The 14,860-nt window shown below is 55.5% G+C and carries 12 protein-coding genes; 10 read left to right on the top strand and 2 right to left on the bottom strand.

Features of this window, described 5'->3' with window-relative positions:
* The first annotated feature begins 12 nt into the window (after positions 1–12).
* The 10 genes from pgm to araD all read left to right on the top strand — a co-directional run bounded on the left by pgm (position 13) and on the right by araD (position 11,263).
* Positions 13–1,653 (top strand): phosphoglucomutase (alpha-D-glucose-1,6-bisphosphate-dependent), encoded by a 1,641-nt coding sequence (pgm, locus tag ABLU88_RS20885; RefSeq protein WP_014228422.1) that lies wholly within the window; start codon positions 13–15, stop codon positions 1,651–1,653.
* A 58-nt stretch (positions 1,654–1,711) separates the two neighbouring features.
* Positions 1,712–2,131, top strand: coding sequence for a hypothetical protein (locus tag ABLU88_RS20880; RefSeq protein WP_048261214.1), 420 nt, complete (start codon positions 1,712–1,714; stop codon positions 2,129–2,131).
* 323 nt (positions 2,132–2,454) lie between these two features.
* Complete coding sequence (locus ABLU88_RS20875) at positions 2,455–3,252, top strand: DeoR/GlpR family DNA-binding transcription regulator (RefSeq protein WP_004848865.1); 798 nt, start codon at positions 2,455–2,457, stop codon at positions 3,250–3,252.
* A gap of 116 nt (positions 3,253–3,368) precedes the next feature.
* Positions 3,369–4,442, top strand: coding sequence for an alcohol dehydrogenase catalytic domain-containing protein (locus ABLU88_RS20870; protein WP_348837823.1), 1,074 nt, complete (start codon positions 3,369–3,371; stop codon positions 4,440–4,442).
* Positions 4,443–4,722: 280 nt separating this feature from the next.
* Positions 4,723–5,589, top strand: coding sequence for an ABC transporter substrate-binding protein (locus ABLU88_RS20865; RefSeq protein WP_014228426.1), 867 nt, complete (start codon positions 4,723–4,725; stop codon positions 5,587–5,589).
* Between the two features lie 105 nt (positions 5,590–5,694).
* Entirely contained in the window at positions 5,695–7,179 is a 1,485-nt protein-coding gene (locus tag ABLU88_RS20860; RefSeq protein WP_004848870.1) for a sugar ABC transporter ATP-binding protein, read from the top strand.
* A 67-nt stretch (positions 7,180–7,246) separates the two neighbouring features.
* Entirely contained in the window at positions 7,247–8,176 is a 930-nt protein-coding gene (locus tag ABLU88_RS20855; RefSeq protein ID WP_046878552.1) for an ABC transporter permease, read from the top strand.
* A 27-nt stretch (positions 8,177–8,203) separates the two neighbouring features.
* A complete protein-coding gene (locus tag ABLU88_RS20850; protein ID WP_004848873.1) occupies positions 8,204–9,682 on the top strand; it encodes an FGGY-family carbohydrate kinase in 1,479 nt (492 codons plus the stop codon).
* Positions 9,679–10,578, top strand: coding sequence for an L-ribulose-5-phosphate 3-epimerase (locus tag ABLU88_RS20845; RefSeq protein WP_032748734.1), 900 nt, complete (start codon positions 9,679–9,681; stop codon positions 10,576–10,578). The genes ABLU88_RS20850 and ABLU88_RS20845 overlap by 4 nt, the downstream gene beginning before the upstream one ends.
* Positions 10,568–11,263: an L-ribulose-5-phosphate 4-epimerase gene (gene araD / locus ABLU88_RS20840; RefSeq protein WP_260450331.1), complete on the top strand. Its 696-nt coding sequence runs from the start codon at positions 10,568–10,570 to the stop codon at positions 11,261–11,263. The genes ABLU88_RS20845 and araD overlap by 11 nt, the downstream gene beginning before the upstream one ends.
* A 233-nt stretch (positions 11,264–11,496) precedes the next feature.
* On the opposite strand, the gene kdpE is transcribed toward araD, so the two are convergent.
* Together kdpE and kdpD are read right to left on the bottom strand one after the other, a co-directional pair.
* Positions 11,497–12,174 carry a two-component system response regulator KdpE gene (gene kdpE, locus ABLU88_RS20835; RefSeq protein ID WP_221691122.1) on the bottom strand — a complete coding sequence of 226 codons (678 nt, stop codon included), beginning with the start codon at positions 12,172–12,174 and terminating at the stop codon, positions 11,497–11,499.
* A complete protein-coding gene (kdpD, locus tag ABLU88_RS20830) occupies positions 12,171–14,858 on the bottom strand; it encodes a two-component system sensor histidine kinase KdpD (protein ID WP_348837818.1) in 2,688 nt (895 codons plus the stop codon). The genes kdpE and kdpD overlap by 4 nt, the downstream gene beginning before the upstream one ends.
* Between the last annotated feature and the right edge of the window lie 2 nt (positions 14,859–14,860).

Raw genomic sequence — 14,860 nt, 5'->3', positions numbered from 1 at the left:
AAGGATCAGGCAATGGCAATCGATAAGCGCGCGGGTCAACCTGCGCAACAGAGTGATTTGATTAACGTCGCCCAACTGACTGCCCAGTACTATGTGCTGAAGCCGGAAGTTGGCAACGCGGAACATGCAGTGAAGTTTGGCACCTCCGGTCACCGCGGCAGCGCGGCGCGCCACAACTTCAACGAGCAGCATATTCTGGCGATTGCTCAGGCAATTGCTGAAGATCGCGCGAAGAACGGGATCACCGGCCCATGCTATGTTGGTAAGGACACTCACGCACTCTCCGAACCGGCTTTCATTTCCGTACTGGAAGTGCTGGCGGCGAACGGCGTTGACGTCATCGTTCAGGAAAACAACGGCTTCACCCCGACGCCGGCGATTTCCAATGCGATTCTGGTGCACAACAAGAAGGGCGGCCCGCTGGCTGACGGTATTGTTATCACGCCGTCCCACAACCCGCCGGAAGACGGTGGTATCAAGTACAACCCGCCTAACGGCGGCCCGGCGGATACCAACGTGACTAAGGTGGTAGAGAATCGCGCCAACGAACTGCTGGCTGCCGGTCTGCAGGGCGTGAAGCGTATTTCTCTTGATGCGGCGCTGGCCTCCGGCCACGTCACAGAGCAGGATCTGGTGCAGCCGTTTATTGAAGGGCTGGCGGATATCGTCGATATGGCGGCGATCCAGAAAGCCGGACTGACGCTGGGCGTCGATCCGCTGGGCGGCTCCGGTATCGAATACTGGAAGCGTATCGCTGAGCATTACAATCTCAACCTGACCATCGTTAACGACCACGTCGATCAGACCTTCCGCTTTATGCACCTCGATAAAGACGGCGCAATCCGCATGGACTGCTCCTCCGAGTGCGCGATGGCGGGCCTGCTGGCGCTGCGCGACAAGTTTGACCTGGCCTTCGCCAATGACCCGGATTACGACCGTCACGGTATCGTCACGCCGGCCGGGTTAATGAACCCGAACCACTACCTGGCGGTGGCGATTAACTACCTGTTCCAGCATCGCCCGCAGTGGGGCAAAGATGTGGCTGTCGGTAAAACCCTGGTCTCCTCGGCGATGATTGACCGCGTAGTCAACGATCTGGGGCGCAAACTGGTGGAAGTACCGGTTGGCTTTAAGTGGTTCGTTGACGGCCTGTTTGACGGCAGCTTCGGCTTCGGCGGCGAAGAGAGCGCGGGGGCGTCGTTCCTGCGCTTTGACGGCACGCCGTGGTCGACCGACAAAGACGGCATCATCATGTGCCTGCTGGCGGCGGAAATCACCGCAGTCACCGGCAAAAACCCGCAGCAGCACTACGACGAGCTGGCAGAGCGCTTTGGTGCGCCAAGCTACAACCGTCTGCAGGCTTCCGCGACGTCTGCCCAGAAAGCGGCGCTGTCTAAGCTCTCCCCGGAAATGGTGAGCGCCAGCACCCTGGCAGGCGATCCGATTACCGCGCGTCTGACCGCGGCGCCGGGCAACGGGGCGGCGATTGGCGGTCTGAAGGTGATGACCGACAACGGCTGGTTCGCCGCGCGTCCGTCAGGTACCGAAGATGCCTATAAAATCTACTGCGAAAGCTTCCTCGGCGCTGAACATCGTCAGCAGATTGAGAAAGAAGCGGTAGAGATTGTCAGCGAAGTGTTGAAAAACGCGTAATTGACCGCACGATAAACAGGCCCTTTTCAGGGCCTGTTTTTTTTTCGCAGGGATAGCGATGAATCGGGAACGAAAAAACGTTTTTTGGTTTTGGGGTGGGATGGATCTCTTTTATCTCTTGCAGTTTATTGGCTGGAACATCTACCACCGGCGAGTACCGCTTTACGACGATATCCTCTCATTTTTACCGCTGCTGCAAACCTGGGGCTCCGCGGCCGCCTGGCTGTTTACCCTGCATTTTATTCTGACTATCAGCATTCCCGCATCGATGATTCTCTTCTGGCGCCAGAGCCGCTATGCGCCGTGGCTGGCCTATGCGCAGACGCCGCTGCGTCTGGCCTTTATGCTCCCGTCGCTTTCGCTGGTGGTCTGGCTGGCGCAGGCGGTGGCGTTGAAAAGCGCGGCCTTCTTTATTGCTCTGCTGCTGGTCTCAGAGGCGGCAAAAGTCGTGACATTATGGCGATGCCGCAAGGTTTGACGTTATGTGTTATCCAGACGGCACAGGCTTGGCGGATATTACGCTGACTGAATCGGGCATAAACGGGTATTATTGCTTTGACCGGGTTTGCCCGTTTTAGCGAATATACGGCTAAAGCAAACGAACAATCACGGCTAATTCTGCGATTTTAATCACAAATTTATTCCATCCGAAATGAAAGTTGCCTCATATATATGATCAACTTCAAACTAAAAAAAAGCTAAAAACTTGTTTTGATTTTGTATGATTTATGTCACTTACTGATATGGACGATTTTGTTATATTTATGTCATTAAATCCTGAATGCTTTCTTGAGAACGTCTATGTTACAAGTTAAACGTCATTCATTAATTGTGGAATATGTCGTAGAAAAAGGATGCGCCAGAGTTAATGAGCTCTCACAGATATTCGGCGTATCTCCAGAAACCATTCGCCGGGATTTAACCGCGCTGGCGAGAAATAAAAAAATAGTTCGCAGCTTTGGCGGTGCAATGATTTCTGAAAATAATGCATCATTTTTAGCTGCCGATACGCCGACAAATCACGGGAACTTTGTCGATAAAGCCGAGGCCTTTATTAAGCGCACCAAAGAGCAGCCGGAACGTAAGATGCGTATTGCTAAAGGCGCGCTGCAGTTTATTCATGAGCATGAGTGCATTATCATGGATAATAGCAGCTCCTGCTGGTTTTTAGCGCGCCAGCTGCCTGACATCGAGCTGACCGTGATTACCAATTCTTTGAATATTATTCAAACCTTAGCCTGTCGTAAGAAAATAAGAATAGTCAGCGTTGGGGGGGAATATTCTGAGCGCCACGGTGATTTTCACGGTCCGGTCGCCGAGTTCATTATCAACAACTTTAAGGTCAATAAGCTGTTTTTTTCTTGCCAGGGTCTCGACGCCGGGCTGGAAATAAAAGACAGCAATGAAGTCAACGTCCGGCTGAAGCAGGAGATGCTGAAAGTTGCCGATCAAAAAATCCTGATGGTCGATAGCAGTAAGTTTGAACGCTATTCACTCTATAAAATATGCGATCTGGCGGATATTGATGTGTTGATCACTAACGAATTACCAGCTGATACCTATCGCCAGCACCAGGTACATATTGTCGAGACTAAATAGCCGCTCTGCCAGATATTCTACCGGCATTATTATTGAATAGCCCTTGTGCCCGATGAAGGGGTATTGCGCCAGCAATACCATCCCTCTTCATTATTTATCCGAAAAAGAGGTTTACGATGGAACAATTACCTGAAGATATGAAAGCGGTTGTCTGCCATGGTCCCCAGGATTATCGCTTTGAGAAAATTCCCCGCCCGGTCGCCAAAGAAAAGGAAGTGGTCATTAAGGTTGACGGGTGTGGAATCTGCGCCGGCGACTGCAAGGCCCAGGACGGCGCGCCGATGTTCTGGGGCGATAATCCGTGGGTGAAAACGCCGGTGGTGCCCGGCCATGAGTTTTACGGTCGTATTGCCGAATTAGGTCCGGGCTCCGCTGAAAAATATCAATTAAAAATTGGCGATCGCATCCTGGCTGAACAGATTGTCCCCTGCCATGAGTGCCGTTTCTGTAAAACCGGCAAATACTGGATGTGCGAAACCCATGATATTTACGGCTTTCAGAAAAATGTTGCCGATGGCGGTATGGCTGAATATATGCGTTTCTCCGAGCGCGCGATTATTCACAAAATTCCTGAATCATTAAGCGAAGAAGATGCCGCGCTGATCGAACCTATGGCCTGCGCAATCCACACGGTACGCCGCGGAGATATCGAACTGGATGATGTGGTTGTTATCGCCGGCGCCGGGCCGCTGGGGCTGTGTATGGTGCAGGTCGCTCATCTGAAAACGCCGAAGAAACTGGTGGTCATCGACACGATGGACGACCGCCTGGCGCTGGCGAAAGCGTTTGGCGCCGACGTGGTCATCAATGCGGCGCAAGAGGACGCCATCGCTATCGTAAAATCCATGACCGATGGCTACGGCTGCGATGTGTATATCGAAGCGACGGGCGCCCCTATCGGCGTGACCCAGGGTCTGGAGATGATTCGTAAGCTGGGACGCTTCGTTGAGTTCAGCGTGTTTGGTAAAGAAACGACCGCCGACTGGTCGATTATTGGCGACCGTAAAGAGCTGGATATCCGCGGCGCGCATCTGGGGCCTTACAGCTATGAAATCGCCATCGATCTCTTTGCGCGCGGTCTGCTGACCGCCAAAGGCGTGGTGACGCATTTCTATTCTATTGATGAGTGGAAAGCCGCTTTTGAGATGGCTAAATCGCTCGATTCGATTAAGGTCGTCATTAAGCCATAAATTTTTTAACTAGCTAAGTTCGCCATTTTTAATTATTACGCAAATGACCGCTGATGGCTGTTCATTAAATACTGGATTTCAATCATGGGGATAACTGAGAACAATATCAGTGGCTTCTGGCTATCTGCCAGCGGCGTATTTATTGCTCAGTATATCAGGCAGCATCCGTACCATGAAAACGCTGATAAATAAATTTTATTTCTCAGCGCATTACTCAATAAGGAGATAGTGAATGCCTGTAAAATTTAAGACTAAAGCAATACTCTCAGGACTTCTTGCGATGAGCATGGTTGCCTGCGTTAATGCCAAACCTTTGACTATCGGTATGTCGTTCCAGGAATTGAATAACGAATATTTCGTCACCATGAAAGAGTCGCTTGAGCAGTCGGCAAAAGATATTAACGCCACCGTCTATACAGCGGATGCGGCACATGATGTATCCAAGCAGATTAGTGACGTTGAGGATATGCTGCAAAAGAAAATAGATATTTTGCTGATTAACCCGGCTGATAGCGTCGGTGCGGAAACCGCCGTGCTGGCCGCTAAAAAAGCCGGCGTGGTGGTGGTGGCGATAGATGCTCAGGCTAATGGCCCGATCGATTCTTTTGTCGGCTCAAAAAACTATGATGCGGGCTTTATTGCCGGGGAACACTTAGCCAAAGCGCTAGGTGATAAAGGCAACGTAGCGATTCTCGACGGGATTCCGGTGGTACCTATTCTGGAGCGCGTGCGCGGCTTTGAAGATGCCATGAAAAAGCATCCCAATATTAAAGTGATTACCAAACTGAATGGTAAACAAGAGCGCGATACCTCCATGAGCGTAACGGAAAATATGCTGCAATCCAACCCGACGCTCAACGGTATTTTTAGCGTGAATGATGTTGGCTCACTCGGCGCTCTGGCGGCGATTCAGGCATCAGGGCGCGATGTGAAGCTGGTGAGCGTTGATGGTTCTCCGGAAGCGGTCGCTGAAATTGCTAAAGGTAATACGCCGTTTATTGCCACCGCCGCTCAGTTCCCGCGCGATCAGCTGCGTATTGGTTTAGGTATTGCCCTGGCCAAACATTGGGGGGCGAATATTCCTAAAGAGATCCCTGTTGATGTGAAGCTTATCGATAAAACCAACGCCAAAGATTTCCACTGGTAATCGCATTATTACGCCATAGTGGCTCTCGCTTATTCAGGTGAGCCGTGCCGGATTCTTATTAAAGTATGGCTCGCTATTTTATCGAGCCATTATGGAGCGATGTTTATGCCCAGCTTACTGGAAGTCAAAAACGTCAGTAAAAGCTTCCCCGGGGTCAAGGCGCTGGATAATGTCAATATCACCCTTGGCCGAGGGGAGGTGCATGCTTTATTAGGTGAAAACGGCGCGGGTAAATCGACGTTAATGAAAATCCTTTGCGGGATATATCAACCTGACGCCGGTAATATTTTTATTGATGGTAAGCAGCAGCATTTTCATAACTATCGTGACGCGATTGCCTGCGGCGTAGGGATTATCTTTCAGGAGTTTTCTCTTATTCCCTATCTGAACGCTTATGAGAATATTTTCCTTAATCGCGAAAAGGTAAATCGTTTTGGCCTGCTAGATCGTAAAGCGATGCGCCGCGAGGCGTTACGCATTTTTAAAGATCTTGGCGTGACCCTCGATCCCGATGAGCAAATTTGCCATCTCAGCGTCGCCGAACAGCAGTTTGTGGAAATTGCCAAAGCGCTGTCGCTGGATGCGCGAATTCTCATTCTGGATGAACCCACCGCGACCTTAACCCCGAGCGAGGCGGAGCATCTTTTCCGCGTGATGCGCGATTTAAAGGCCAAAGGCGTCGGGATGTTCTTTATCTCGCACCATCTTGAGGAGATATATGAGATCTGCGACAGCCTGAGCATTCTCCGCGACGGCAAATATATCGGGTCGGCAAAGGTCGACAATATCGATATCGCCGAGATGATCCAGATGATGGTCGGCCGTGAGGTGGAGAATATCTATCCCGAGCGGCGGACGCTGGCGCATGATGAGATACTGCTGGAGGCCGAAATTCAGCTTACCGAGAGTAGCCAGCTCAATCGACTGACGCTGCGCAAAGGGGAGATCCTGGGCCTCGCCGGGCTGGTGGGGTCGGGGCGTTCCGAAGCGATCCTGGCCCTGACCGGCGCGGATAAATGCTTCAAAAAGCGCGTCCGCCTGGCCGGAAAAGAGGTGACGATAAAATCCACCGACCGGGCTCTGCGTTTGGGCATTGGTCTGTTGCCGGAAAGCCGCAAAACGCAGGGACTGGTGCTGCCTTTTTCGGTCAAAGATAATATCTGGCTTAACAAACACGCCTGCCAGTTCTCGCTTATCCGCGATAACGAAGAGCGCCTGACCGCCGAGCGTTTAATTAATCACGTTGGCGTGAAAACGCCGGATGCCGGGACCGCGGTGGGGACGTTGAGCGGCGGTAACCAGCAGAAAGTCGTTATTTCCCGTTGGTTGAATCATGATGTCAATATTCTTATTTTTGACGAACCGACTCGCGGTATTGATGTCGGAGCGAAATCAGAAATCTATCAGATTATGCGCGACCTCACCGCCCAGGGTATTTCAATAATTATGATTTCATCTGAGCTACCAGAGGTGATTGGCGTTAGCGACCGGGTAATGGTTTTTCGCGACGGTAATATCGTTGCCGAACTCGAGAACGACCAAATCAATTCCACTGTGATTATGCTGCACGCTGCCGGTAATATTATTTAGGGAGTATTGAATGAGTAATGAAAACGTGTCATTAGCGCCCGCCGCATCTCCTGATAAAAATAAAAAGATGCTCCATGGTTTATTAAAAATGCCCGCGTTCCTGCCGTTTGTTGGTCTGGTACTCCTGTTCTCCTGTATGGCTATTTTTAATGACTACTTTTTAACGGTCGATAACTTATCGACCGTCGCCCGTCAGGTCTCAATTAACGCCATCATTGCCATCGGGATGACCTTTGCCATCCTGACCGGCGGGATCGACCTCTCCGTCGGCGCGGTCATGGCCCTGGCCGGTACCCTGATGGCGGGATTAATGAAGTACTATGGTTTAGATCCGTGGTTAGCCATTCTTATCGGCCTGTGCTCCGGCGTCGCCTTTGGCGCGCTGAACGGCTTTTTAACCGCCTACGGTAAAATGCCGCCGATTATCGTGACCCTCGGGGCAATGATTATTGCGAAGGGGCTGGCGCTGATCTATACCGGCGGCTACCCCATCTCCGGCTTGCCGGATTCATTCGCTTTTTGGGGCCGTGAATATCTGTTCGGTATTCAGGTGCCTATTATTCTGATGGTGGTTTTATATCTCATCTTTTATATCGTCCTGAATCATATGCCGTTTGGTCGCTATGTTTATTCCCTCGGTGGCAATGAAGAAGCGGCGCGCCTGAGCGGTCTGCGGGTGAAATATTATAAATTGCTGGTTTACGTGATCAGCGGTTTTACCGCCAGTTTTGCCGGTCTTATTTTCACCTCGCGGGTGATGAGCGGCCAGCCGAATGCCGGCGTCGGATTTGAACTGGATGCCATTGCCGCCGTGGTGCTCGGCGGGGCATCCATTGCCGGCGGCCGCGGAATGATTATCGGCACCCTGATTGGCGCCATGATGCTCGGCGTACTGAATAATGGTTTAAACCTTCTGGGGATCTCACCTTACGTTCAGTACGTGGTGAAAGGGCTTATTATTTGGGGCGCCACCTTTATTAGCTCAGCCAGACGTTAACTTATTTTAAATATGAGGCGAAGGGATATGAATTTTATCGGGGTTGATATCGGTGGTACGGTCACCAAAGCCGGTATATATAATGAGTTAGGGCAAGAGATTCACGTGGCGTCGCAATATGCGCAGGTATTATCCGAACAGCCGGGCTTTACCGAGCGGAACATGCATGAGCTATGGGACACCGTTTGCAGCGTGATAAAAAAAGCGCTGTATGAAAGCCAGGTGCCGCCGCTAAGCATCGGCGGGATCGGTTTCTCCTCGCACGGCAAAGGGCTCTACGCGATTGACAAAAAAGGCGAGCCGGTGCGCAACGGGATTATCTCATCCGATACCCGGGCGCTGGCGTTTGTTAAAAAATGGTATCGCGAAGGTATAGACAAGCTGGCATACCCAAAAGGATTGCAGCAGCTGTGGACCGGACATCCGGTGTCGCTACTGGCGTGGCTGAAAGCGCATGAACCGGCCAATTACGACAGGATCGACGCCGTTTTAATGGTGCACGACTACGTACGTTTCCGCCTGACCGGCGAGGCGACGGCGGAGATCACCAATATTTCCGGCAGCAATTTTTATAACCAGTTTACCTCCCGCTATGACCGCGACATGATGGCGCTGTTTGGCATTGAGGAAGTGGCGGATAAAACCGCGCCGGTGGTGAACTCGACGGACTGCGTGGGCCACATTACCCTGCAGGCCTCGCTGGATTGCGGTTTGTGCCCGGGGACGCCGGTTTTCGGCGGCTTTTTCGACGTGGTGGCCTCCGCCGTCTCCTCGGGCATTGACCGGGCGGATACCCTGAGCGCGGTAGCCGGCACCTGGAGTATCGCCACCTCGGTGACGGATAGCATTATTGCCAGCGACTTTCCCTACATCTGGGGGAAATACTGCATTCCGGGCAAATACTTCGTTCACGAGGGCAGCCCCACTTCGGCGAGCAATCTCTCCTGGTTTGTGAAGCAGTTTTTCCCTGACGATGACCGCTGCTACGACCATTTCGAAAGCTGGATTGCGCAAGATACCGACAGTAACCTCATTTTTTTACCCTATTTGTTCGGTTCCAATCTGGCGATGGATCTGCCCGGCGCGCTGGTGGGCCTCGCGGGGCATCATACGAAAAAGGATATTATTGCGGCCATCTATCGCGGCATCGTTTTTTCTCACCTGGTGCATCAGGACCGCATTATTGAACTCAATCGGGATATTCAAAAAATTCGCTTTACCGGCGGGCCGAGCCAGTCGAGAGGCTGGACGCAGATGTACGCCGATGCGGCCAATCTTCCGCTGGAAGTGGTGGATATCGAACAGGCCGGCTGTCGAGCCGCCGCGCTGTGCGCCGCGGCCGGCAGCGGCGCCTACGCTAACTTCAGCGAAGCGATTGCCGCCACGCAGCCCGAGGTGGTCTGCTATCAACCCGACAGCAATCGGCATCAGCAGTTGCGTGAAGGCTACGCCCGTTACTTAGCGGTCGCGCAAAGCCTCTCCAGGGCGACGGGAGCGGCGCAATGAAACCCAGACTTGGCATCTACGAAAAAGCGCTCCCCGCGGCGCTGGACTGGCCGAAACGCTTTGAAATGGCGGCGGGCCTGGCGTTTGATTTTATTGAAATCTCCGTTGACGAAAGCCCCGAGCGCCAGGCCAGGCTGCGCTGGAACCGGGGGCAGCGGCTGGCGTTCGTGGCCGACAAAATTAACAGCGGCATTGATGTGCCGAGCATGTGCCTCTCCGCGCACCGCAGCCATCCCTTTGGTAGCGTCAATCGCGATACCCGGCTCAAGGCGCGGGAACTGATGCTTGATGCGCTGGATTTTGCCAGCCACGTCGGCATTCGCAACATCCAGCTGGCAGGCTATGACGTCTATTACGAATCCTCTTCGGCGCAGACCCGGGAATACTTTATCGAGGGCATCAACTGGGCGGTGGCCGAAGCGGCGAAAGCGCAGGTGATGCTGTCAATGGAGATTATGGATACCGCCTTTATGAGCAATATCTCCCGCTGGCTGGATCTTGAACGGAAGGTTTGCAGCCCGTGGTTTTGCGTCTACCCGGACGTTGGCAACTTAAGCGCCTGGCAAAACGACGTTCCCGAAGAGTTGAGGAAGGGCATTCATAAAATCACCGCCATTCATTTGAAGGATACCCAGCCCGTTTCCCACGCTTCGCTGGGGCAGTTTCGCGATGTGCCATTCGGTACCGGCTGCGTCGATTTTACCGAGATATTTCGTACGCTCTCGGCGCTGAACTATCGCGGCGCCTGGCTGATTGAGATGTGGGCCAAAAATGACGGGCGGGACAGCGAGAGAATTGCCGACGCTAAAGCGTGGCTAACGGATAAATACCAGCAGGCGTTTCGCCCGCCCCAGTATGAAGGCATTGTGAATTCAGGAGTGAAGTATGTTGGATAACCTCAAGCAGGCGGTTCTTGACGCCAATCTGGCGCTGCCGAAATTTCATCTTGTGACCTTTACCTGGGGCAACGTCAGCGGTATCGATCGCGAGGCCGGGCTGGTGGTAATCAAACCCTCCGGCGTGGAATACGCCGTGATGACGGCCGAGGATATGGTGGTGGTGGAGCTGGCGACCGGCAGGGTGGTGGAGGGGCGCTATAAGCCCTCGTCGGATACGCCGACCCATCTGGCGCTGTATAAGGCGTTTAGCGGCGTGGGCGGAATTGTGCACACCCATTCGCGCCACGCGACGATTTGGGCGCAGTCGGGCAGGCCGCTGCTGGCGATGGGCACCACCCACGCCGACTATTTTTATGGGCCGATCCCCTGTACCCGCCCGCTCAGCGATGATGAAATCCGCGGTGATTATGAAACCAATACCGGTCACGTGATTATTGAAACGCTGGGCGCGCAGCATACCGATCCGCTCAGCGTGCCCGCCGCGCTGGTCCACGGCCACGGCCCGTTTGTATGGGGAAAAGATCCGGCGAACGCGGTGCATAATGCGGTGGTGCTGGAGGAGATTGCCTATATGAATATGTGGACCCGTCAGCTGAGCATTGACGAACAGCCGGTCTCTGCGACGCTGCTGGATAAACACTATTTGCGTAAACACGGGGCAGGGGCCTACTACGGACAATAATCGCCTGCATTCCCCGGATTGCGGCGTAAACGCCTTATCCGGGCTACCGGCCCGCAGTCGACGGTGAACACGTAGCCCGGTCAGCGTAGCGCCACCGGGATGAAACAGCGTTGATTTATGAGGCCCGGCACATTTCCCGGAGGCGGCGCTTGACGCGCCTGTCCGGGCTACCGCCTGGCAGACGATGGCGGACCCGTAGCCCGGCTAAGCGAAGCGCGAGCCGGGGACAACGGCTAGGGCATAAACCGATAGCCGATCCCCGTTTCGGTCAGCAAATGCTGCGGACGCGCCGGATCGGCCTCCAGCTTTTGCCGCAGGTGCCCCATATAAATGCGCAGATAGTGGCTGTGCTCCACCGCATTCGGCCCCCAAACCTGATTGAGCAGCTGCCGCTGGGTCAGCACCTTGCCGGGATTATTGAGCAGTACCGCCAGCAGGCGAAATTCAATCGGCGTCAGGTGGATCTCCTGATCGCCGCGTACGATGCGGCGGGCGGGGATATCAACGTCAATATCGGCAAAACGCACCCGCGGTTCGTCGGCCTGGGCGCCGCCATGGCGGCGCATCGCCACCCTCAGCCGCGCCTGCAGCTCGCCAATACCAAAGGGTTTACTGAGATAGTCATCGGCACCGGCGTCAAGCGCGGCGATTTTGTCCTGCTCCTCGGTGCGCGCCGACAGCACGATAATCGGCATCTGGCTCCACTGGCGAACCTCGCGAATAAACGCGTTGCCGTCACCATCGGGTAGTCCAAGATCGAGAATGGTTAAATCCGGCTTGCGGGTCGCGGCTTCGATCAGCCCGCGCTGCAGGGTCTCTGCTTCAAATACGCGCATGCCGTCGGCTTCCAGCGCGGTGCGCAGAAAGCGGCGGATAGCATTTTCGTCTTCAACGATCAGAACGTTAATCACATTTCCTCGGCTAACTCTTCCAGTTCAGGGGGCGTTTCCCTCGGCAGTGTAATACGGAAGCAGGCGCCGCCCTGCGGGCGCGTCGCGGCGCTAATGGTCCCGCCGTGCACCTCAACGATCGCCTGGCAAATGGCCAGCCCCAGCCCGACGCCGGGGATCGCCGACTCTTTATTGCCGCGAGCGAATTTATCAAAGATAGCCTGTTCTTGCCCGGCGGGAATACCCGGTCCGTTATCCCATACCTCAAGTACTAAAGTGTGCGGATCGACGTCCGCGGTAATGCCGATTTGCGCCTGTGCTCCCGCGTATTTCACCGCATTTTCCAGAAGATTAATCAGTACCCGCTCAAAAAGCGGACCGTCGACGTGAACCAGCAGCAGCGGGTCCGGCAGCGCAAGCTGAATATGCCGCCCGCCGAGTCCCGGCTCCAGCATACGCAGCGCGCTGCCGACGACCTCTTCCAGGGTTAACCACTCTTTATGCAAATTAAAGCCGCCGGACTGGATCCGCGCCATATCCAGCAGATTATTCACCAGGCGGGTAGTATTGAGCACGTGCTGGCGTATCTCGTTGGCCTGCGGCGCGTGCTTCGATCCTTCGCTGGCGAGATCGAGCGTCAGGATCTCTGCCTGGCCAAATAGCACCGTAAGCGGAGTCCGTAGATCGTGGGACAGCGCCGCCAGCAGCGAGTTGCGCAGGCTTTCCCGTTCGCTGTTCAGCCGGGCCTGCTCTTCGCTGGCGGTGAGCGCCAGCCGTTCCAGCGCGCTGGCGACCAGCAGGGTGAAGGTTTCCAGCAGGCGCTGCTGTTCGGGGATCATCAGCTGGCGCAGGTTGGCCGGCTCCACCACCAGCAGCCCCCAGGTGCGGGCGGCGCTTTTCAGCGGCAGGATCTGGTAGGGCACTCCGGGAAGCGTATCGGTGCCCGCGCCGGCGGGCTGTCCTTTATCAAAGCTCCAGCGGGCAATCGCGTCATCCCAGGTGATTGCCGCCGCGGGCTGCGTCAGCGGCGTGAGTCTTAATGTTTCATCGGGCAGCAGCAGCTGGCTGCGCGCCTGAAACGTTGAGGCGATAAACCGCTCGCTGGTGGCGGCGATATCTTCACGGCTGCGGCCCACCGCCAGCGCTTTTGACATTTCGTACAGATGCCGGGTGCGCTGTTCGCGGTAGCGCGCCACCCGCGCCTGGTAGCGTACGCCGGCGGTGAGGTTGCCGATAAGCAGCCCGACGGTTAACATCACGCCAAAGGTCAGCAGATACTGCACGTCAGAAACCGCCAGCGTGCCGCGCGGCGCGACAAAAAACAGGTCGAAGCTGACCACGTTAATCACCGTCGCCAGTACCGACGGCCAGCGGCCGTACAGGAGGGCGATAATTACCACGCCGAGCAGGTACAGCATCACCAGGTTGGCGGCCTCAAAGGCCATCAGCCACTGCATGGCGACGACGGTAATAACCGCGCACAGGGCGATGGCGACGACGCACCCCTGAAGCTGCAAACGCCATTTTTCCATCGCCGTCCGGCTATCGCTGGCGCGCGCCGGCAGGGAGGCGGCCTTCTCATCCAGCGCGATCACCACCAGGTCGAGATCCGGCGCGTGACGGGCCAGGCGATCGGCGAAGCCGCTGCGATCCCACCAGCGCCTTTTCTGCTGGCGGCCAATCACTATCTTGCCGAGATTATGTTCGCGGGCGTAGTGGAGAACGGCCTTCTCTTCAGTAGGATCGGCGAGGGTGGCGGTTTCCGCGCCCAGCTCCTGCGCCAGCCTGAGCGCGGCGAGAATCGCCCGCCGTTTCGCCTCCGGCAGGCGGTGCAGAGAGGGGGTTTCAACATACACCGCATGCCAGACGCTCCCCAGCCGGGCCGCCAGCCGGGCGGCGGCGCGGACCAGCTTTTCGCTGCCGGTGTTATGGCCGATGCACAGCAAAATGGCGTCGCGGGTATGCCAGACTTTTTCCTGGCCCTGACGGTCGCGCCAGGCGCGCATCTGCTCATCGACCCGATCGGCGGTACGGCGCAGCGCCAGCTCGCGCAGGGCGATGAGGTTGCCCTTGCGAAAGAAGTTCTCGATGGCCCGCTCGGCCTGGCCGCCGATATAGACTTTTCCCTCATTGAGCCGCTGACGCAGATCGTCGGGGGGCAGGTCCACCAGCACCACATCGTCGGCGGCGTCGAAAAACGGATCCGGGACGGTTTCGCGAACCTGCACGCCGGTGATGCCGCTGACGACATCGTTCAGGCTCTCGAGGTGCTGGACGTTAACGGTGGTAAATACGTCAATGCCGGCTTCCAGCAGCTCTTCGACGTCCTGCCAGCGTTTAGGATGACGCGAGCCGGGCGCGTTGCTGTGCGCCAGCTCATCGACCAGAATCAGCGCCGGGCGACGGGCCAGCGCGCCGTCAAGGTCAAACTCCTTTACGTAGCGCCCGCGGTGGGAAAGGCGGCGCTGGGGCAGGGTACTGAGCCCCTCAAGCATCGCCGCCGTCTCTTTGCGTCCGTGGGTTTCCGCCACGCCAATCAGAATATCCAGCCCCTGGGCGCGCAGCCGCTGCGCTTCCGCCAGCATCGCCCAGGTTTTACCGACCCCGGCGCAGGCGCCAAAAAATATCTTTAGCTTACCGCGATGCGGGGCGGCGGCGTGTTGCAGCAGGCGGTCAGGGTCCGGACGCAGCGGCTCGTCACTCATTT

The sequence above is a fragment of the Klebsiella sp. GW_Kp182 genome, assembly GCF_040062275.1.
Lineage (GTDB): Bacteria > Pseudomonadota > Gammaproteobacteria > Enterobacterales > Enterobacteriaceae > Klebsiella > Klebsiella michiganensis.
Note: the sequence above shows the minus strand (reverse complement) of the source record. Positions and strands in the feature narration are given on the sequence as shown.